Origin of the sequence: Microbacterium sp. LWH10-1.2 (assembly GCF_038397765.1) — a bacterium.
Lineage (GTDB): Bacteria > Actinomycetota > Actinomycetes > Actinomycetales > Microbacteriaceae > Microbacterium > Microbacterium natoriense.
The window spans coordinates 2,842,551-2,861,955 of record NZ_CP151638.1 but is presented as its reverse complement, the minus strand read 5'-3'; the positions used below and the strand labels follow the sequence as shown (position 1 = coordinate 2,861,955).

Genomic DNA, 19,405 nt, shown 5'->3' with positions numbered 1-19,405 from the left:
CCGGAGTCCGTCCCGAGGGCTCTGCGATGAACGTCGAGAGGAAGCACGATATGAACCGATCGCGCCGGACCCTGCGCAGGGCCGCACTCGTCGCCGCCGTCAGCATCGCGACCGCGAGCTCGGTGGTCGGATGCACGGCGGTGACGCCGGACACGACGCCGGACGCCGCTGTGAAGACGGTGCTCAGATCCCCGGGAGGGGACGGGCCTGTCGACTCGATCACCTGGAACCTCGGGTCCGGAGAGCCCGCCACTCTGGACCCGCCGAACGTCCCGACCTATTCGGCGATGGCCGTCGTCACCAGCGTCTGCGACTCCCTGCTCTCCGTGGACGAGTCGGGGGCGATCGTGCCTGGTCTTGCGTCCGTGACCCAGGAGTCCCCGCTGAGGGCGGTGTTCACCCTCCGTGCGGACGCGACGTTCTGGGATGGGGCGCCGCTGACGACCGAGGACATCGTTTACAGCCTCAACCGGGCCGCGTCGCCGTCGTCCTACCTCGCGCCGACGTTCGCCAACGTGGCGTCGATCTCGGCCATCTCGGGCACGGAGGTCGCGATCGACTTCAGCGCCCCCGATGCCACCTTCCTGCCGACGATGGTCGGCGTCGGGGGTGTCGTCATGGAGAAGGCGTTCAGCGAGAAGGCCGGGGAAGCGCTCGGCACCCCCGCGGGCAGTTTGATGTGTTCTGGCCCGTTCGAGATCGCCCAGTGGAACGTCGGCACCGACATCCGCCTCGTCAAGAACAAGAACTACTGGAACGAAGAACGAGCGGCGAAGGTGGACGACGTCCGCCTCACCTTCATCACCGACACGAGTGCGCTCACTCAGGCGATGGCGACCGGTGAAGTCGATGGCGGATGGGAGATTCCCGCGTCGTCGATCCCGGCTTTGGAGGCCGTCGACACCGGGTCTCTGTACTACGGCGACACCACGACGATCTGGTCTCTCCGTGTCGCGAGCCCCGACAGCATCCTCGCGACCGACGCCACGCTGCGGCAGGCGTTCCAGCAGATGATCGACAGGGACGCGATCGCGAAGACGGTCTTCCATGGTGCCGCCCGGTCGTGGAGCACCGCGATCAGCCCCAACTCGTGGCCGGCCTCCGTGCGTGAGAGCACGCAGAAGCGGACGTCCGCGATCGCGGACGAACGCGGCTACGACCCGGAGAAGGCGAAGCAGTTGGTGGAAGAGGCCGGAGCCGAGGGGCGGGAGATCGAGCTGATCGTGGCGAGCGGAGACGAGACGGCTTCTCAGCTCGGCCAGCTCGTTCAGGCCCAGGCGGAGGCCGCGGGCCTTCGCGTCTCGATCAGGGCGCTCCAGCCGCTCGAGTACGCCCAGGCGATGTACGACCCGTCCGTGCGTGGGGACAGCGACCTGCTTCTGAGCAGCAGCGGCGACATCGTGCAGGAGCCGCTCGCCTCGATCCGCTACTACTACCTGCCCGACGGCCTCTACAACTGGGATGGCTACGTGGACGAGAAGCTCGCGGGACTGTTCGGTGAGGCCGTCGGCGAACTCGACGAGAAGCGCCGCACCGAGATCACCCTCGACATCCAGGATCGCTTTGAGGAGCGCGCCGCGACGATCTCCATCGTCAACCCCTACCAGATCAACTTCGTCAGCGATCGTCTGGGCGGGGTGATCGCCTCTTCGGTCTACGTCAACCTTCCGTCGCTCTCCTTCATCGGGAGCGCCGAATAGCGACGGCCTGATCGGAACGGCGGCCAGCCCGGATGCAGCCGGGCTGGCCGCCGTTCCGCTGCAGGATCGGGCTGGACGTGACACCCCGCTTTTTATATAATAAGTGCTACATAATAAGGAGTCCCTATGTCGCTCGCCGAGCTCGTCCCGCTGATCACGCTCGTTTCCCCGAGGCGAGTCGTCGTCGTGGGCGCTTCCTCGACCAGACCCGATGCCACCGGGAACCAAGTGCTCCGCAATCTCCGCGGCGGCGGTTTCACCGGCCGGATCGATGTTCTCAGCCGGGGCGATGGCACGATCGAGGGCATCGTGCCGCTGGCCGACGTGAGCGAGGCGGCCGACGTCGACCTCGCCGTCGTGACCCTTCGAGCAGGAGCCGTGCTCCCCGCGCTGCGTGACCTCGCGGCTGTCGGCGTCAAGACGGGGCTCGTGATGAGCGTGGGATTCACCTCCGACGAGATCCAGGCGATCAGCGACTTCTCTCGCAGCTCGGGCATGCATATCCACGGACCGAACTGCATGGGGCTGATCAACGTCCACGACCGCACCATGTTGTGGGCGGACGAGGGGATCCTCGCCGACCTGCCCGCCGGCAATGTCGCCATCGTCTCGCAGTCGGGGTCTGGCGCGATCTTCGTGGCGCGATCGACGAGTGGTGTCGGCTTCTCCCACATCGTGTCGACGGGCAACGAAGCGGTGCTGACGACCGCCGACTATGTGCGATACCTCGCGGAGGATTCCAGGACGGGAGTCATCGCGCTCATCCTGGAGTCGGTGTACGACTCCGAGGGTCTGGCTCGCGCGGTCGACGCCGCTCGGAAGGCCGGCAAGCCGGTCGTGGCGCTGAAGGTGGGAGCTTCTGATTCCGGGCGGGCGGCGACTCTCGCGCACACCGGAGCGATGCTCAGCAATCGAACGGTCATCGACGCGTACATGGAGCAGATCGGCGTGCCTCTTCTGTCGGACTACGACGAGTTGGCGGCTGCGATCGACCTGCTCGCCCGCGTCGACGCACGAGCCGTCGGAGCGGGGCGTACCGCGATCGTCACTCTCTCCGGGGGCCAAGCAGCTCTGGCTGCGGACCTGGCCGAACAGGTGGGGGCGACGCTGGCGCGCTTCTCGCAGGAGACCCAACGGCGCCTCGAGGAGGTACTCCCCGACATGCACGCGATCAACCCGCTCGACGCATGGGGAAGCGCGGATGCCGACGACGATACCTTCCGTCGCACTCTGCAGATCGTCAGCGAGGACGAGGGCGTGGATGTCGTACTAGGTGTCATCGATGCACAGTCGAGTCTGTCTTCGATCGAATTGGAATACGAAGACGATATCGTCGATGCCTTCACGCATCTGAACACTGAGACCGAGATCCCCGTGCTCTTCGCTTCCAGCTCCTCGATGACCGTCCACCCTGCCCGGGTGCCCACGACCCCCACGGACATCCCGGTGCTCCGCGGACTCCGCAACGCGTTGACAGCAGTGCGTGCGGCCTCTCTTGTCGCGGGCTCGGGCGCGGGACTGCCCGCCCGCCCATCGTCGGTTCCCGGCACATCGATCGTGGGCGAGATCCGCGACTCTCTCGCGCGCACATCGGGCGTGCTGGACCGAGACACCATGCGACGGGTTTTCGATGCGTATGGCATCAACGCCGTCGGATCGCGTTCCTTCGGCGATGTGGATGAGGCGGTTCGATGGTGTGAGCGCAATGGATACCCCGTCGTGGCGAAGATCGATTCTCCGGACATCACCCATCGTTCCGATGTAGGCGGGGTGGCGCTCGACTTGCAGGACGAGGGCCAGTTGCGCGATGCATGGAAGTCGATTCTCGAATCAGCACATCGCCATCGCCCTGATGCCGTTGTGCGCGGCATCGAGGTGCAGAGGCAGATACTCTCGGGGATCGAAGCCTTCGTTGGCTTCGTCTCGGACCCCGACATCGGCGTGGCGGTCGGTATCGGTGTCGGTGGAGTGCTGGTCGAGCTTCTCGGCGATGTGGAGTACGCGATCGCACCATTCTCGGCGGATACAGCGCGGCAGCTGCTCGACCGGACCCGTCTCGCTCGTCTGTTGAGCGGGTTCCGAAATCTGCATCCTGTCGTCGATGTCGAACCTCTTCTCGACGTCCTCGTGAAGCTCTCGTGGCTGGCGGAGGACATGAAGGATCTCTTGGCCGAAGGTGACCTGAACCCGGTGATCATCGACCCGATCGGAGGCACCACATTCGTGGTCGATGCGCTCCTCGTCGCTCGCGCCCGGAACTGAGACGGCATCCTGCACGGGTCGTCAGGGTGACGGCTGCTGCAGTGGAGAACATCAACGAGAGAAGGGCCGCATTGACCGTACGAAGAGAGATTCAGATGGAGACCACCCCCGCGCATCCCATCGCGGGCAGGCTAGTGCTGCTCGCCGGGGGGACATCCGCTTCGGGACTTGCCGCCGCGAAGGCGCTTCTCGCCCGCGGCGCCCGAGTGATCATCGCCGGACGGAATGAAGAGAAGCTCGCTCGGTGTCGAAGGGAGCTGCCGCACGTGTATGTTCAGCGCGCGGACCTTGCGAGCGAGGAGTCGGTCGCAGAACTGAAGGCGCGAGTAGACGACATGTGGGGGCCGGTCGATGGGGTGTTCCATCTGGTCGGCGGATGGAGCGGGGGTGGCGGCCTCGCCGCGCAGACGGAGGAGGCATTCCGTCTGTTGGAAACCGGTCTGTCAGCCCTGCGGCACGTGTCGCGCGCGTTCGACCGTGATCTAAGACAGTCGTCGGCCGGCCGTACCGCGATCGTCTCGTCCGTCGTAGCTTCCCGCCCGACCGACGGCTCTGCGAACTACGCCACCCTCAAAGCAGCAGGCGAGACATGGATGCGCGCTGTCGACCACGGCCTTCGAACACACGGGGCGATTGGGGGCGGCGGGGCGAGGTCATTCGCAGCCGTGTTTCGAGTCCGGTCCCTCGACGGCGTCGAGGAGGCGCTTGGGGAGGCCTTCGCCGAGCTCTGGTCGCGTCCCATCGCTCCCTTGGAAATGGTGCTGACCGAGCTCCATGCGAGTTGATCGGCGGCTTCGTCGTCGCCCGGAGCTCGAGAACGGTATTCGCCTGCTCTGGGAACGTCTTCGCGCGCGTCTGGCCCGATCGGTGGCGGTGAGGGGGCTGGCCGTGATGGAGGAGGTGCTCTGCCAGCCGCGGTGTTGTGCAGGATGTGCGCCGCAGCGTCACAGGTTCAGACCGTGAAGAACGGCGTCAGGCGAGGAGCCAGCCAGAGTAAGCCTCGGCGAGGAATGTGCGCCCGGCCTCGGAGCCGACCAACGAACGCAGCTCGCCGAGTTGCCGGAGGCGGTCGAAGTCCGACGCGCCCGGAGCGGCGTGCAGCATCCACCATGAGGAGTGCTGAGCTTTCCAGATGTGGTTCAGTGCAGTCTCCGTGTAAGCGTCGATGAGGCGCTCATCGTTCCGAAGTAGCAGCGGTCGCAGCGCGCTCCCCCTAGCGCAGCGAGTGTTTCACGATCAGCTGCGTCGCCACCGCGAGTCAGCGCGGAGAAGGCGACGTTCGACGTGAGAGGAGTGATGGCGGTGGCAGTGAGCAGTCCACGACCAGCCGTCGATGCCCTCCGGCTCGGCCACGTCCAGCGCGTGATCCTGTGCGCCGCGAGCGGCTCGTGATGATGACGTCGTTGCCTGAGCCAATGAGAGCCTTTGCGAGTTCGAGGCCGATGCCGCGTGATCCGCCGACGATCAGGATCGTCTTATTCTTCGATGTCGCCGTCTCCTCGTTCGATTCCTATCGTCGCGTCGGCGGCGATGCTCCCCGCATCCGCCGAAGACGGCGCCTGCACGTGAGCTCTTCTTACAGGCGCCGTCTGTTGTCGATCAGGTCAGGAGCACGCCTGCGTTCGCAGGTGCCCTGGAGGCCTCGTTCTCACGTCGGTTGACCTCGATGACGTAGTTGCCGCTGTCGGTCGTCCAGGACTTGTAGCGCTGCACGATGTCGATGTCGTGGCCGGGAATGATCCGGCTCGTCTCGTCTTTGAGTTCTTCCTTGAGCGTCTTGTAGAGCCTGATGAGGTTGAAGTCGTTGCCCTGACCATAGCCGGGGGTCCACATCTTCTCGACGTTCGAATACCAGTACACGGTGTCACCGGCGACGACGAACGGGCCGCTCTGCGTCTCGATCTTGAACCATTGCGACCCGAACGTGTGGGAGTCGCGGGCCAGACGAGCCGTCACTCCCGGGAGCAGTTCCTCGTCGCCGTTGACGAAGCGGATACGGCCGTCCGCGATGCCCTTGGCCGCACGGGCCAGGTCGGTGGGGTCGAACGATGAGAAGATCCATGCGCGGTCGGCATCGCTCGGCATCTGGTTCGCCAGATCCACCGCTTCGGACCACCCGACGTACTCGTCGAACTGCACATACAGCTGGGCGTTGGGGAATGCCTCGAAGTTGCCCATGTGGTCGAAATGCATGTGGGAGACGAGGATGACGTCGATGTCCTCCGGGGTGAGGTCGACCTTCGCGAGAACCTCTACCGGGCTCTCCCAACTCTGGAACGGGTATCGATCGAGCCAGTAGTCGTTGCGGAAGCCACAGTCCACGAGTGCGACATGCTGCTTGCCTCCCACTTCTCCACCGATCAGGAGGGTGTAAAGCATCGGTATGCGCACCGTTCCTGCATTGCTGTAGAGGCCTGAACCTCCGAAGAAGTCATGGGGCATGGTGCCCTGACAGAACTCAAGTGAATAGATCGAGTAGTCGGTCTTGCGTTCGCTCATGATGGCGCTTTCTCGGGTTCGGGTTGCGGGCCTGGTCTTGTATGAGAGCTGACGTTGCTGCACGGGTGTGCAGTACACCTACATGTACATCTCTTCACAAACGATTGCAATACTTTTAATCAGACGGTAACGTCAGAGCGCGGACAACAAGGCTGCGGCGGATGGCTGTGCACCTGCGCCGCCTGACAGCTTGAGGAAAGTAGACGGAGATGCCCGGTGATCGACTCGTACGCTTTCCCGCTCCGGTGGTCCCGGGAATCGCGGACAGTGTCCTGGACACTGCCACGGGGCTCCTGTACGTATCAGGCGTCTACGCTCCCTACCCCGAAGACGACGAGCACTCGATCAGGCTGACCTTCGGAGCATTGGAAGAGGCGTTGCACAGAGGCGGCGCGACCTTTGCAGACCTGATTCGGGTCAACGTTTACATCAAGCATCTCGACGAGGAGAAGCTTCAGGCGTACCGCCGCGTCCGCGACTCGATCCTCGATCCGGATCAGCTGCCGGCGAGCACGGCCGTTGGCGTGCACTCGCTCTACAACGATGCGGTGATCGAGATCGACGCGATCGCCGCGATCTGACACCCATCGCTCTGTGTAGTCGCGTTGCACGGACTTTGAGCCTGGCACGATAGTCTTGCCGAATCGCATGATTGAGGCAACGGAGATCATATTGTGGCCGCTGATGAACTGGGAACGCGCCTGCGACAAGCTCGGCAGTCGCGAAGCCTGAGCCTCCGTAGCGTCGCGCAGTCGCTCGGCGTGTCGCCCAGCCTCATATCGCAGGTCGAGACAGGAAAGTCCCAGCCTTCCGTGTCCACCCTCTATGCCCTCGCGAATCTCCTCGAGGTATCGGCTGACGACCTGCTCGGCATGGGATCCGACCATTCGAGAGGCTCCTCTGCGGCCGTTGCGCGGTCCGATGTCCAGCGCGCGGGCGATGGCCCTGTGATCGAGATGGAGAACGGCGTCCGATGGGAGCGGCTCGCGATGTCGCAGGGCGGTGCGGTCGAGGCGTTGCTCATCACATACGATCCCGGCGCCTCCAGTTCGGTGGACGGGCGGCTCATGCGTCACGCTGGGATCGAGTACGGGTACATGCTGGAGGGTGTGCTGACGCTCCAGCTTGATTTCGACACCTACGAGCTGTCGCCCGGCGATTCGCTCCATTTCGAATCGTCGCGGCCGCATCTGCTGGCCAACAGGGGGGCGGTCCCTGCCCGTGGGGTGTGGTTTGTCATCGGCAGACACGACACCCCGAACGTCTGAAGCCCACCCCTCCAGCGTCTGAAGCCGACGGCTCTCCGGCATGGCACGTCGTCCTGTGTGATGCACGATTCGTGCTCCGGAGGAGAGTCAGAGGCACGCCGTCCTCCGATCCGTCGCTTCTCTCCTTGTCGTCGACGTCGACGATGGTCGATCCCTGCGGCGTTTCCAGGCCGCGAAAGTCTCCACGAGGTTTGGCGCGCTGGGCCTGGGGAGAGAAGCTCCTTCTGCAGCGCCCCCACGGCAGATGTACAGTGGCACTTGACACAATGGGGATGCTCCGTCATTGTTGTTGAACACGCGAGACACGGCCGGAACAGCCGACCGCGCCGCCACGAGGAGAGTGCCATGGCAATGACAGGAATTCGGCCCGAAATCGCAGCGATCGTCGAGAAGATCGACCAGTTGCGCCCTCAGCTCATTGCGGGCGGACGCGAAGCCGATCAGAACCGTCGTATCTCGCGCGAGGTCTTCGAGGCGGTCGCTGCGACGGGCGCCTTCAGCATCTCCGCTCCGACGAAGTTCGGCGGGCTTGCGGCCAACACGCGCGAAGCCCATGCTGTGGCACGAGCCATCGGTCGCGGTGACGGCAGCCTGGCGTGGGTGGACGGCATCCTCGATTCCGGCGCCTGGGTACTCAGCCTTATGGATGAGCGCGCACAGCAGGACGTCTGGGGCGATGGCCTCGACTCGTTCATCTCGATCGTGCTCGCAACCACCTCTGAAGCGGAGCCCGTCGAAGGCGGATACCGTGTCACCGGCAAGTGGGGCTATGGCACCGGCAGCATGCATGCCACGTGGTCGCTTCTCGGCATTCCGCTGAAGAACGACGCCGGAGAGGTCGTCGACGCGGGCCTCGCCCTGATCCCGACGGCTGACCTCACTTATGACGACAACTGGTTCGTCGCAGGGATGAAGTCGACGGCGAGCGTCATGCAGATCGCCGAGGACGTCTTCGTTCCCGCATATCGGGTCCTCCCGCTGACTGCCGCCGTGGAGGGCGGATATCTCGGCGACAACCCGGAGGCCGCCTATAAGACGATCTTCGTGCCGTCGCTGTTCATGAAGCTCGTCGGACCGCACCTGGGAATGGGACGCGCGGCTCTCGACTTCGTGATCGAGAAGGCCGAATCCAAGCCGATCGCCTACACCGGCTATGCGAAGCAGGCGGACTCCGTCCTCTTCCAGACCGCGATAGCCAAGGCGACCGTCGACCTCACGGCCGCGGAGCTCGTCGCGGCACAGGTCGCCGACGAGATCTACGCCGGGACGGAGACGGGGTATTACGCGCCTTACAGCGAGCGCATCGAGATGCGGGCGAAGGCCGCGTGGGTGGTCGAGACCATCACGAACATGATCCACGACCTCATGACCGCCCACGGATCGGGAGGTTTCGCAGACGTGTCGCCGCTCCAGCGGATCTGGCGCGACCAGGCCACGGCATCGCGCCATGGCCACACGCTCGGAGCGAGTGGCTACGAGGCATTCGGAAAGGTGATCTTCGGCCGGGAAGAAGACGCGCGCTTCGTCCTGCCCATCGTCTGATCCGCCCGCAGCGCCGGCGGTCGTCTGCGTGTGCCAGTGCGCCGCAGGCGGCCCCTCGGTCGACCGGCGCCGTGACAGCCTCGACCGTTTACGCACACCCAACCCGCATCGTGGCGCGCCGTCGCGTCCGACCTGGAGGAAAGCAATGAAGAGCACGGGCACGACAGGCACCAACGGTGTCGACTGGGAGGCGCGCGTCGACTTCGACCGCCTGCGCGACGAGCGCCTCAGCCGGTTGAAGAGCGAACTGGCTTCGTCGGATCTCGGAGCTGTTCTGGCGTTCGACTTCTCGAACATCCGATACATGACGTCGACTCACATCGGCACGTGGGCCATGGACAAACTGATCCGATTCAGTCTGCTCACCCGCAACACCGATCCGATCTCGTGGGATTTCGGCTCGGCAGCGAAGCACCATGCGCTCTACAACCCGTGGCTCGACGTGACCTCGTCGGAGATGGATGCTGATCCGCATGCGCCGCACGAGGGCACGAAACGTCCGCGTCTGGAGTCGGGCGCACGGGCGGGTATCTCGACGCTTCGCGGAGCGTTCCCGCCTGACGCGGGTGTCGCGGAGGAGGTCGCGCGCAAGATCAAGCGCGAGCTGGAGAAGTTCGGGGTCGCGCACGAGCCGTTGGGCGTCGACGTCATCGAGCTCCCCATCCTCTTCGCACTGCAGAAGGAGGGGATCACGGTCGTCGACGGCCAGCAGGTGTTCATGGAGGCTCGACGGATCAAGACGCATGACGAGATCCGGTTGCTCACGCAGGCCGCCTCGATGGTGGATGCCGCGTATGAGGAGCTCTATCGCTTCCTGCGGCCGGGGGTGCGTGAGAACGAAGCCGTCGGTCTCGTTGCCAAGACCCTGTACGACCTCGGCTCCGAGTACGTCGAGGGTGTGAATGCGATCTCCGGAGAACGATGCTCACCGCACCCTCACGTGTTCAGCGATCGCCTCATCCGCCCGGGTGATCCGGCGTTCTTCGACATCCTGCACAGCTGGAACGGGTATCGCACCTGCTACTACCGGACGTTCGCGGTGGGATCGGCATCGAGGCAGCAGAAGGATGCGTATACGCGCGCTCGGGAGTACATGGACCGTGCGATCGCTCTCGTGAGGCCGGGCGCGACGACAGCCGACATCTGCGCGGTGTGGCCGACAGCTCAGGAGTTCGGATTCGCCGACGAGGAAGCGGCGTTTGCTCTACAGTACGGTCACGGCGTCGGGCTGTCGATCTGGGAGAAGCCGATCTTCTCGCGCCTCACGTCCTTTGATCACCCGGAAGAGCTCAAAGAGGGCATGGTCTTCGCGCTCGAGACTTACTGGCCGTCTGCCGATGGATGGGGCGCCGCACGGATCGAAGAGGAAGTCGTCGTCACGGCGACCGGGTGCGAGGTCATCACCAAGTTCCCGGCGGAAGAGCTGCTTATCGCAGGCCCGCGCTACATCGCCGTCGGCGGTCCGTTGAAGAACGAGCGCGACTCGCAGTCGCACCTGAACACGATCTGGGGGCAAGGACAGGCCTGAGACCCGCGCGGCTCCGCTCCGAGGAGCGGAGCCGCGCCAGGTCACCCGTCCGTGTGCAAGGACTCCCCGTCGCAGGTGAGGTCAAGATCATCGTGAAGGAAGCCCGACGCGAGGCGTGAGCATCCCTCTTCGATGTCGCCGCCGTGGACTGTCAGCGCGCGAGGCAGCGAGCATCGATCGACACGGCCGCCGTGACGGTGGTCTGATCTCGCTCGCTAATAAGCCGAACGCCGCCAGTCATCGGGGCGGGATGCTCGATGGGTGAAGGCGAGAGACGGCCGCCCGGCTCGGTGCGCCGGTCAAATCACTTCGCGATGGGCACCGCGAACTGGTTCACTCTCCACCGCCGAGGCGGCCCTGCGAGGAATCGTCCCGGGGATCCTGACTCGATCGATCGTCAGCTGACCAGGATCCCTGCCATCATGCGCATCGCTCTCCCCGCCAGCTGGCGCCTCACCGGGTACGGCGGGGGAGCGCCGCGATCGTGACCGCGCAGAGAGCAACGGCGACTCCAGCGAGAAGTCCTGGCGTCGATCCCTCTGCCAGGGGGAGGGCAGACTCGAGCGCCACGGCGGCCAGGAGCTGCCCTGCAACGTTCGACATGCTCAGCAACAGCACGCCGACTGTGCGCACGAAGACGGCCGCGAGGCCGATGAAGAGGGTGCCGACGAAGCCACCGATGTAGTAGCCGGGATTGCTCGGCCAATGGTGCGGCCAACCCTGGATGCTGACCGAGACGACGGCTGCGATGAACAGTACGGATGTTCCGATGATGAAGTTCACGGTCGTCGCCGACGCGGCGCTGTCGGCAGCGACGCGCACAAGACCGTTGACTGCAGACTGCCAAGCGACGGCGATCCCCGCGACGACCGGGATCAGTATCAACCAGAACTGTCGGCCGACGGCGATGAAGGAACTCTGATCGGATAGCACGGCGATGGCCACGGCCCCCACGGCGAGGATCATTCCGACGACCCGCTGAACGCTCGGCCTGACGACGCCGCTCGGACCGACGCCGATCCTGTCGATCAGCAGACCGCCGAGTACCTGGCCGCCGACGATGCCGACAGTGAAGAGCGCCACGCCTGTCGCCGACGCAGCGAGTCCCTGTCCGAGAACGAAGAATGCGCCACATGCCCCGCCGGTAAGAGCCCAGACAGGGAGCGTCCCTGCCCTCACCTGCGTGTGAACGCGCCGCAGGCCCTGTCGGCCGCGCGAGGAGAAGAGCAGGACCACCAGCATCACGAGTAGTCCCGAGCCGAAGGAGATCGCCGACGCCAGGTACCCGTCGCCGATCTCCCCGCTCAGCGCTGCGTTGGACTGCGACTGCACTGCGACGAGAACGCCGGCGATCCCGGAACCGAAGAGCGCGAACCAGGCGGGGAACGTCCGGCCGTCACTGCTCATCGCCGACCTCGCCCGCAGCGGCGGTCCTCGCCGCGGTGGGCACTCAATTCTTCGCTGCCGTACTGGCTGCAACCTCAGTGAACGTGGCTCGAAGCTCTGCACCGACGAATCGCCGTGCAGCGAGGGCGTCCTTGATGATTCCGCCCATGTAGAAGAACGGGTGAACCTGCCCCTGGAATCTCACGCATGTCGTGTCGACACCGGCCTCGCTCAGCCGTCGCGCATAGTCTTCTCCGCTGTCGCGGATCGGATCGCATTCGGCGGTGAGGACGAGCGCCTTCGGGAGTCCGCTGAGGTCGGTCGCCTTCCCCGGATTCAGACGTAGGTCATCTGCATCCGAACCGTCAGCATTCGGGGCGTAGGCGGCGTAGAAGTACCTCAGATCACGAGCCGTGAGGAAGTGCCCTTCGCCGTAGGTGCGCCACGCCTCGGACTCGCGGATCATGTCCCAATCCAGGTTCGGGTAGATCAGCACCTGGTGAACCGGCTGGCGCTCGGCGTGCCGGAGGGCCAGCGCCACCCCGGCCGCAAGATTGCCGCCCGCGCTGTCCCCGGCGACCGCGACGGCATCCGGGTTGATCGACAGTCCAGCGCTGCCGGAGAGCAGCGCCTTCGTCACGGCGACAGCGTCTTCGTGAGCCGCAGGGAACTGGTTCTCCGGTGCGCGACGGTAGTCGACGCTGACGACGGTCGCCTGGGCATGAAGAGCGAGATCGCGGGTGGTGGAGTCGGCGAGATCTGGATCGCCGATGACCCAGCCGCCACCGTGGAAATACACGATGCAGGGTTGGTCGGGCTGGTTGGAGTATGCGTGGACACGGACCCTGACTCCTGCGATCTCTGTGTCCTCGACGAGCATGACATCTGCCCCGACTCCCGTCAGCGGGATCGCCTGCTCGAGATCCAGCCGGTTCTGCTCCGCGCTCTGAGTGTCGAGGGGTGGTGCGTCCTTCACGACGGCGAGGAACTCGCCTGCGTCTGCGGCCACTGGTGCCTGTGAGCTCATGTGGTTCTCCTCTGGTATGACGAACGACCCGCGTCCGTCGGTGGGTGGGGGGCTTACTTGGAGACGCGAACGGCAGCGGTGCGCGCGCTCAGCTGCACTCGACGCGGACGCCTTCTTCGCCGCTGGAAACCGCTCAGCGAGCTCGCAGCGGCGAGGACGAGAACGACACCCGTGACGATCCCGGAGATCTCGGTCGGCACGTTCAGCAGCGTGAGTCCATTGCCGAGGACTGCGATCAGCCACACACCGATAAGAACTCCGATGACGCTGCCTCGTCCACCTGTGAATGGCACGCCTCCCAGAAGGACAGCGGTCAGGACGGCGACTTCGAACCCCAGACCGAGCGTGCCGGACGGTGCGCTGCCGAGTCGCGCGACCTGCATGATCGCGGCGATTCCGACACTGATGCCCACGACGATGTACAGCACCATGACGAACGACTTGACCGGGATGCCGGTCAGGAACGCTGCGCGCGGGTTCGCTCCTACTGCGAGTGTGTGCTTGCCCGCGGGCATCCTCGCGGACACGAACCAGAAGATCGCACAGATCACTCCGGCGATCCAGACCAGGATGGGTATGCCGAGGAACACACCTGATCCCATTCCGATGAGGTCATCGGGCAGACCATAGAGCGAGCCGGGAGAGAGCAACTGCGCGAGTCCGCGCGCGGCCGCGAGCACACCGAGCGTTACGACGATGGGCGACATGCCGATCTGGCCGATCAGCACTCCGTTCAGCATGCCCACCAGCGTTCCGACCAGCACGGCGCACACGATGCCGGCGATCATTCCGTACTCGATCGATGCGAACGCGGCGCTGACGCCGGCCAGTGCCATGACCGACCCCACAGACATGTCGACGTATCCCGCCATAAGAAGCATCCCGGCCGCGGCAGCGACGATGAACGTCGACGCATTCTGGTTCGCGATGTTGAGCAGATTGTCCGCCGTGAAGAACATCGGAGAGGCTGCGGTGAAGACACCCATGAGCAGGACGGTGGCAATGACGAGGATCACCAGCTGGAGATCCATGGCTTGGCGGAACCGCAGCAGCACGCTCTTGCGAGGTGTCGTGGACGGTGAGGTCTGTGCGGTCGGTGTGTGTGCTGATTTCGTCGACATCATGTGAGGGATCCTCTGGTGAAACGTGAAGCGTGAAGGTTCATTGGGTGCTGAGTGTCGTGTCTTCGCCGAAGGCCAGCGACATGAGCTCTGCCTCGCTAGCGGAGGAGTCGATGATCGCCTGGACCTCGCCCTCATGCAGCACGACGATTCGATCGGCGAGGCTGACTGCCTCTTCGTAGTCGCTGGTCGTGAATATCGCGCACCGGCCAGGCTCGGACACGAATGCTCTGACGAAGGCGTAGATGTCTTCTCGAGCGCCGACATCCACTCCCTGGGTCGGCTCGTCGAACAGGAGCACCTTCGCGTCGCTGGCCGGGTTGGTCCATCGTCCGATCATGAGCTTCTGCGCGTTCCCCCCGGAGAACGCGCCGCCTGCCTGATCGGGCTCACGCGGGTGCACGGCGAGCGCATCGGCGATCGTGTCGAAGGCAGCTCGTTCCGAACGCCTCGAGCGAATGCCGAACTTCCCCAGTTTCCGCATATGCGGGAGCACGACGTTGTCAACGGCCGTCATGTCGGGGAACAGGGCTTGGAGTTTGCGGTCGGCGGGCACCAGGACGATCCCTCGCGCCGCCGCATCGCGCGGAGTCCGGGCGTTCAGCACAGTGCCGCCCACTCTTGCCGTGCCTGCGTGGGTGGGACGAACGCCTGCCAGCGTCTCGACGAGGTTCGTCCGCCCGGATCCCAGCAGTCCGAAGACTCCGATGATCTCCCCCTCGCGCACGCCGAGGTCGACGGGGCCGCTGGCCGAGCCGCTGAATGACGAGAGCCCCAGCGCGATCTCGGCGCTCGCGTCCCTCGTGTCCCGCGCCGACGGAAGTCGTTTGTTCGGGGAGATGAAGTCGACGAGGTCTGAGATCTCGAACTCTCCGCGTCTCCGGTCCTCATATACGACGCCGTCTCGCAACACGATCGCGCGATCGGCAACGTGAACGATCTCCGACAAGATGTGGCTGACGTAGATCACTGCGATGTCCCGTGTGCGCGCGAGCATCGAGACCAATTCCAGCAACGCCGACACCTCGCTGTGGCTCAGTGCCGCCGTTGGCTCGTCCAGGATCAACACCTTCGGATCGCGTCGCAGTGCACGCACGATCTCGACCACCTGCTGCTGACCGACGCTGAGGCTCCCGACCGTTGCGGCAGGATTCAGCGTCAGTCCCAGCGACAGCAGCAGGCTCAAGGTCTCGCGCTCCTGGGCGCGACGGTCGGTCGCGCCCAGGACTGTGCGTACTTCGGAACCGAGGAAGACGTTGTCGGCGATGCTGAGCGAGGAGATCAGCTGGAAATGCTGGTAGATCATTCCGATCCCGGCTTCGATCGACTCCCTGGGGCTGGACCCCGAGTGTTCCTCGCCGTGTATCAAGATCTGACCGGATGACGGTGCTTCGGCACCGCTTATGCATCCGAGGAAAGTGGACTTCCCTGCTCCGTTCGCTCCGAGGAGCGCCGTCACCTCGCCGGAGCGAAACTCCAGGCTGATGCCTTTCAAAACTCGGTTCGAGCCGAAGCTCTTCTCCAGGCCCTTCGTCTCCAGCGCAACGACCATCGGCCGCTCCTCTCGCCTCTTCCTCGGTATGACTCTCACTTGCCGAACGTGGTGTACGCCTTGAGCAGCTCAGCGATCTTCTCGCTGTCGGACGGGTTGACGAGGAACATCGGCGTCTGCTTGCTCGCATCCCCATCGCCGGTGATCGCAGCGATGGCGTTGTCGACGACCGACGCACCGAGTTCGATCGTCGGAATCGCCGACGATGCGGTGTATCCGGTCTTGTCCCGTAGCGAGACGAGCGCCTCTTCAGCACCGTCGAACCCGGCGACGAACACCTCGTCGAGATCCACCTTGGCGTTCTGGAAGGCTCGCAGCGCTCCGAGCGCTGCATCATCGTTGAGGCCGATGAACACGCGCAGATTCGGGTGTGCGCGAAGTGCGTCCTCAGCGAGCTGCAGGCCGCAGTCCTGCGCAGCGCAGTCCTGCTGCGAGACGACATCGATGCCGGAGGACTCGAGAAGGCTGATGGCCGGGAGCACACGCGGCTGGATCGACGGAAGCGGCGTTGCGGTGGTCACCGCGGCCGTGATGTCACCGTCCGGGTGCTTCTCGGCGATCCACTCGTCGAGGTAGGCTGCCATGTCTTTGCCGGCCGTCTCGTTGTCGAATCCGACGGTTCCGTCCTCTTCGGGGTTGGAGGCCACGTAGGTCAGCCACTTCGTGCCTTGCGATTGCGCCTTCTCCCGCAGGTTCTCCAGCGCTGCGGGGTCCACGGGCAGGACGACGATCGCGTCGACCTTCTGGGTGACCCAGCTCTCGAGTGTGGAGCGCTGGGTTTCGAGGTTCATTCCGCTGGTGTTGTCGAGCAGGACCGTGATGCAGCCGAGCTCTTCCGCATGCGCCGCAGCAGCCTCCTTGACGACCTTGACGGCTGATGCCTCGCTTGCGGGGTGGCTGAAGCCGATGGTGTACTCCTCTTCGCACGAGGCGTTGGCGGAGTTGCCTGAACCGCCAGGCGAACAGGCTGTCGAGACCAGGGCTACGGCGATGATGGTTGCGGTCACGGTCGCGAGACGACGCGATTTGGAGAACGATTGCATGGGCTTTCCTCGATCCGTTGGACGGGCCAGTGCATCTGGGGCTCGAGCGGGCTGCTCGACAGGCTGGCACAACTTTGTGACGCGTGACACGGGGGCGGTGAGTCCTTCGCGTTCGGTGGAGTGACCGTGCGCCGACCTTTGACGTGTTGCGCCAATGTACGTTGATACTGAACGCTGCGTCTATACAATCGTTTGCTTGTGTCCGATTCGTTACGTGGAAGTTAAAACCTGCGGCGCTGATCGGGATGGAGAACGCGACTGGCGAGCGCGCGTGGTCAGGAATGCAGCTACCGGATCCTCTGGGGTCCGTCGGTGTCGCGCGCGATGGTAGGGGGCATGTCGCACGAGGGGAAGTTTTCACAACCGAAACACAAAAGTGGCCTGGGGGCATATAGCATCAGGAGAAGAAGCAAACGATTGCAATCACACGCAGGCTCCATGCCAGCGTCACCTAAGGAGAGCGACAGTGAGCAGTTCAGTACAAGCGACATCGACCATGGACGCCTTCTTCGGCGCTCCCGGTCCCGACCAGGACATCGTTGCGAAGGCGGAGGCACTGCAGCCTCTGATCCGCGAGTACGCCCAACAGGGCGAGGAGAATCGTCGCGTCTCGGAAGAGGTCATCACGGCGATGCGGGATGCAGGACTCCTGCATGTCTCAATCCCGAGACGCTGGGGCGGTCTCGGCGGAAACTTCCGCACATTCATCGACACCGTCGCGGCGGTGGGCCAGGCCGACGGTGCGACCGGCTGGGTTTCCGCACTCCTGAACTCGTCCACATGGTTCGCCACCCTGTTCCCCGAGCAGGCCCAGGAAGACGTCTTCGGAGCGAACCCCCGCGCGTCCGTCGCCGCTGTGCTCTCGCCAGGCGGCCCCTTCATGCAGGCGAACTCCACCAAGAAGATCGAGCACGTCGAGGGCGGCATTCGCCTCACCGGCGAATGGGGCTACTCCACAGGTTCGCTTCACGCGGACTGGTCCATCGTGCCGGTGCGCACGGGGGAGGACGAGAATGGTCTTCCCGTGAACTCGCTCGTCCTCATTCCGAGGGCCGACTCGAGCATCAAGGACACCTGGTATGTCGCAGGCATGCGCGCGACGGGGTCGAACACCGTCGTCGTCGATGACGTCTTCATCCCCGAGCACCGAATCGTGCCGATCGGCGACTTCGCGACCGAGCAGTACCCGCGTGAGTGGGCTGAGGAGGACAACTACAACGCCTCCTTCGTGCCGGTCGCGGAGCTCGTTCTGAGCGCCGCGCAGCTCGGAATGGCGCGCGGCGCCATCGAGCTGGCCCGTCGCGTCGGCGAGAAGCCGATCACCTACTCGGTGTACCAGCACGCGAAGGACTCGGTCGTGCACCAGATCGAGCTGGCCAAGGCTCAGTCCGAGGCGGACCAGGCCTACCTCCTCGTGATCCGCAGCGTTGCGGCCATCGACTCCGCCGCACGCGACCGTCGCCCGATGACCGTGGAAGAGCGCGCCAGGACTCGCATGGACAACGGACAGGCCGCGGCACTGGTGCGCAAGTCGATCAACCGCTGCCTCAGCATCGCCGGTGCGTTCAGCTTCGCGGAGATCAACCCGTTGCAGCGCTTCTGGCGCAATAGCGAGACCGCCAGCCGCCACGCTCTGGTGCACCCGGAGATCGGCGCCGAGGTCTACGGCAAGTTCCTCTTCGGCATCGAAGACAACGTTCAGCCCTTCTGATCGTGTGTGACGGGGCCCTCGGGACGGCATCGCCGCCTCGAGGGCTCCATGTCATCGGTGCTCGCGGCGCAGCGGGAACGGCGCCGCGAAGGCAGAAGACCAGATGTTCCCCCCTCAACCAAAGGCGAAGACAATGACGAACGTGACAGTGATCGGAACAGGCAGCATCGGATCAGCGGTGGCTTCGGTAGCGGGAAAGGCGGGCGCTCGCGTGCAGCTTCTCGGCCGAGACGCCGTGAAGGCGAGTAGTGTCGCCGCCGAGTCGGGCGCCGAAGCAGGCGAGGTGGGCGACCCGATCCTGGGCGACATCGTGGTGCTCGCCGTGCCCTACGAGGCGCTGGAGGAACTTGCGGAGCAGTACGCGGACCAGCTCGACGGCAAGGTGGTGGTCGATGTGACCAACCCGGTCGACTTCTCGACGTTCGATGAGCTGCTGGTGCCCTCTGACTCATCGGCGGCTGCGGAGCTTCAGAAGCGGCTCCCGAACGCGCGAGTTCTCAAGGCCTTCAACACGAACTTCGCGGGCACGATATCGACGGGGCTGGTCGGGGACGTCCCCACCACTGTTCTCGTCGCCGGGGATGACGAGAACGCGGCACGGGCCCTGGTCGACCTCGTCACGGCCGGCGGCGTCGAGGCGGCCGTGATCGGATCGCTCAAGCGAGCGCGGGAGCTGGAAGCGTTCGCCTTCCTCCAGATCACCCTTGCCGCTCAGGAGGTCGTCGGATGGGACGGCGGATTCGCCCTGAGGAAGTAGGTCTGCTCC

General features: G+C 64.7%; 16 protein-coding genes and 1 pseudogene. 9 read left to right on the top strand and 8 right to left on the bottom strand.

Going from position 1 to position 19,405, the window contains the following annotated elements:
- Positions 1-50 precede the first annotated feature (50 nt).
- From MRBLWH10_RS13635 to MRBLWH10_RS13625, 3 genes are all read left to right on the top strand, one after another.
- Positions 51-1,700, top strand: coding sequence for an ABC transporter substrate-binding protein (locus MRBLWH10_RS13635; RefSeq protein ID WP_341940293.1), 1,650 nt, complete (start codon positions 51-53; stop codon positions 1,698-1,700).
- A 126-nt stretch (positions 1,701-1,826) separates the two neighbouring features.
- Positions 1,827-3,962, top strand: a complete 2,136-nt coding sequence (locus MRBLWH10_RS13630; protein WP_341940292.1) for an acetate--CoA ligase family protein — start codon at positions 1,827-1,829, stop codon at positions 3,960-3,962.
- Between the two features lie 41 nt (positions 3,963-4,003).
- Positions 4,004-4,747, top strand: a complete 744-nt coding sequence (locus MRBLWH10_RS13625; RefSeq protein ID WP_341940291.1) for an SDR family oxidoreductase — start codon at positions 4,004-4,006, stop codon at positions 4,745-4,747.
- Between the two features lie 187 nt (positions 4,748-4,934).
- Here MRBLWH10_RS13625 and MRBLWH10_RS13620 read toward each other — a convergent pair.
- The 3 genes and pseudogenes from MRBLWH10_RS13620 to MRBLWH10_RS13610 form a co-directional block, all read right to left on the bottom strand.
- Positions 4,935-5,168: pseudogene (locus MRBLWH10_RS13620) on the bottom strand (4-hydroxybenzoate 3-monooxygenase); the annotation flags it as partial.
- A gap of 52 nt (positions 5,169-5,220) precedes the next feature.
- Positions 5,221-5,427 (bottom strand): hypothetical protein, encoded by a 207-nt coding sequence (locus MRBLWH10_RS13615; RefSeq protein ID WP_341942594.1) that lies wholly within the window; start codon positions 5,425-5,427, stop codon positions 5,221-5,223.
- Between the two features lie 134 nt (positions 5,428-5,561).
- Positions 5,562-6,461: an N-acyl homoserine lactonase family protein gene (locus MRBLWH10_RS13610; protein ID WP_341940290.1), complete on the bottom strand. Its 900-nt coding sequence runs from the start codon at positions 6,459-6,461 to the stop codon at positions 5,562-5,564.
- A 245-nt stretch (positions 6,462-6,706) separates the two neighbouring features.
- On the opposite strand from MRBLWH10_RS13610, the gene MRBLWH10_RS13605 reads away from it, so the two are divergent.
- The 4 genes from MRBLWH10_RS13605 (at position 6,707) to MRBLWH10_RS13590 (ending at position 10,799) form a co-directional block, all read left to right on the top strand.
- Positions 6,707-7,042 carry a RidA family protein gene (locus MRBLWH10_RS13605; protein ID WP_341940289.1) on the top strand — a complete coding sequence of 112 codons (336 nt, stop codon included), beginning with the start codon at positions 6,707-6,709 and terminating at the stop codon, positions 7,040-7,042.
- Between the two features lie 93 nt (positions 7,043-7,135).
- Positions 7,136-7,729: a helix-turn-helix domain-containing protein gene (locus MRBLWH10_RS13600; RefSeq protein WP_341940288.1), complete on the top strand. Its 594-nt coding sequence runs from the start codon at positions 7,136-7,138 to the stop codon at positions 7,727-7,729.
- A gap of 345 nt (positions 7,730-8,074) precedes the next feature.
- Positions 8,075-9,271 (top strand): acyl-CoA dehydrogenase family protein, encoded by a 1,197-nt coding sequence (locus MRBLWH10_RS13595; protein ID WP_341940287.1) that lies wholly within the window; start codon positions 8,075-8,077, stop codon positions 9,269-9,271.
- A gap of 28 nt (positions 9,272-9,299) precedes the next feature.
- Positions 9,300-10,799 (top strand): Xaa-Pro peptidase family protein, encoded by a 1,500-nt coding sequence (locus tag MRBLWH10_RS13590; protein WP_341940286.1) that lies wholly within the window; start codon positions 9,300-9,302, stop codon positions 10,797-10,799.
- A gap of 453 nt (positions 10,800-11,252) precedes the next feature.
- On the opposite strand, the gene MRBLWH10_RS13585 is transcribed toward MRBLWH10_RS13590, so the two are convergent.
- From MRBLWH10_RS13585 to MRBLWH10_RS13565, 5 genes are all read right to left on the bottom strand, one after another.
- Positions 11,253-12,206: a DMT family transporter gene (locus MRBLWH10_RS13585; protein ID WP_341940285.1), complete on the bottom strand. Its 954-nt coding sequence runs from the start codon at positions 12,204-12,206 to the stop codon at positions 11,253-11,255.
- Between the two features lie 43 nt (positions 12,207-12,249).
- Positions 12,250-13,212: an alpha/beta hydrolase gene (locus MRBLWH10_RS13580; RefSeq protein WP_341940284.1), complete on the bottom strand. Its 963-nt coding sequence runs from the start codon at positions 13,210-13,212 to the stop codon at positions 12,250-12,252.
- Positions 13,213-13,265: 53 nt separating this feature from the next.
- The gene (locus tag MRBLWH10_RS13575) at positions 13,266-14,243 is read right to left on the bottom strand and encodes an ABC transporter permease (protein WP_341940283.1); all 978 of its coding nucleotides are present in this window, start codon (positions 14,241-14,243) and stop codon (positions 13,266-13,268) included.
- Between the two features lie 130 nt (positions 14,244-14,373).
- Entirely contained in the window at positions 14,374-15,885 is a 1,512-nt protein-coding gene (locus MRBLWH10_RS13570) for a sugar ABC transporter ATP-binding protein (RefSeq protein ID WP_341940282.1), read from the bottom strand.
- A gap of 35 nt (positions 15,886-15,920) precedes the next feature.
- Complete coding sequence (locus MRBLWH10_RS13565; protein ID WP_341940281.1) at positions 15,921-17,018, bottom strand: sugar ABC transporter substrate-binding protein; 1,098 nt, start codon at positions 17,016-17,018, stop codon at positions 15,921-15,923.
- 376 nt (positions 17,019-17,394) lie between these two features.
- Between MRBLWH10_RS13565 and MRBLWH10_RS13560 the strand changes: the two genes are divergently transcribed.
- Entirely contained in the window at positions 17,395-18,639 is a 1,245-nt protein-coding gene (locus MRBLWH10_RS13560) for an acyl-CoA dehydrogenase family protein (RefSeq protein ID WP_341940280.1), read from the top strand.
- A gap of 133 nt (positions 18,640-18,772) precedes the next feature.
- Positions 18,773-19,396 (top strand): NADPH-dependent F420 reductase, encoded by a 624-nt coding sequence (locus MRBLWH10_RS13555; RefSeq protein WP_341940279.1) that lies wholly within the window; start codon positions 18,773-18,775, stop codon positions 19,394-19,396.
- Positions 19,397-19,405: the final 9 nt, after the last annotated feature.

Bases quoted from the DNA above. Each gene is read 5' to 3' on its own strand.
- MRBLWH10_RS13570 (WP_341940282.1), bottom strand. From the start codon at position 15,885: ATGGTCGTTGCGCTGGAGACGAAGGGCCTGGAGAAGAGCTTCGGCTCG.
- MRBLWH10_RS13580 (WP_341940284.1), bottom strand. From the start codon at position 13,212: ATGAGCTCACAGGCACCAGTGGCCGCAGACGCAGGCGAGTTCCTCGCC.
- MRBLWH10_RS13555 (WP_341940279.1), top strand. From the start codon at position 18,773: ATGACGAACGTGACAGTGATCGGAACAGGCAGCATCGGATCAGCGGTG.
- MRBLWH10_RS13610 (WP_341940290.1), bottom strand. From the start codon at position 6,461: ATGAGCGAACGCAAGACCGACTACTCGATCTATTCACTTGAGTTCTGT.
- MRBLWH10_RS13635 (WP_341940293.1), top strand. From the start codon at position 51: ATGAACCGATCGCGCCGGACCCTGCGCAGGGCCGCACTCGTCGCCGCC.
- MRBLWH10_RS13595 (WP_341940287.1), top strand. From the start codon at position 8,075: ATGGCAATGACAGGAATTCGGCCCGAAATCGCAGCGATCGTCGAGAAG.
- MRBLWH10_RS13630 (WP_341940292.1), top strand. From the start codon at position 1,827: ATGTCGCTCGCCGAGCTCGTCCCGCTGATCACGCTCGTTTCCCCGAGG.
- MRBLWH10_RS13585 (WP_341940285.1), bottom strand. From the start codon at position 12,206: ATGAGCAGTGACGGCCGGACGTTCCCCGCCTGGTTCGCGCTCTTCGGT.
- MRBLWH10_RS13575 (WP_341940283.1), bottom strand. From the start codon at position 14,243: ATGGATCTCCAGCTGGTGATCCTCGTCATTGCCACCGTCCTGCTCATG.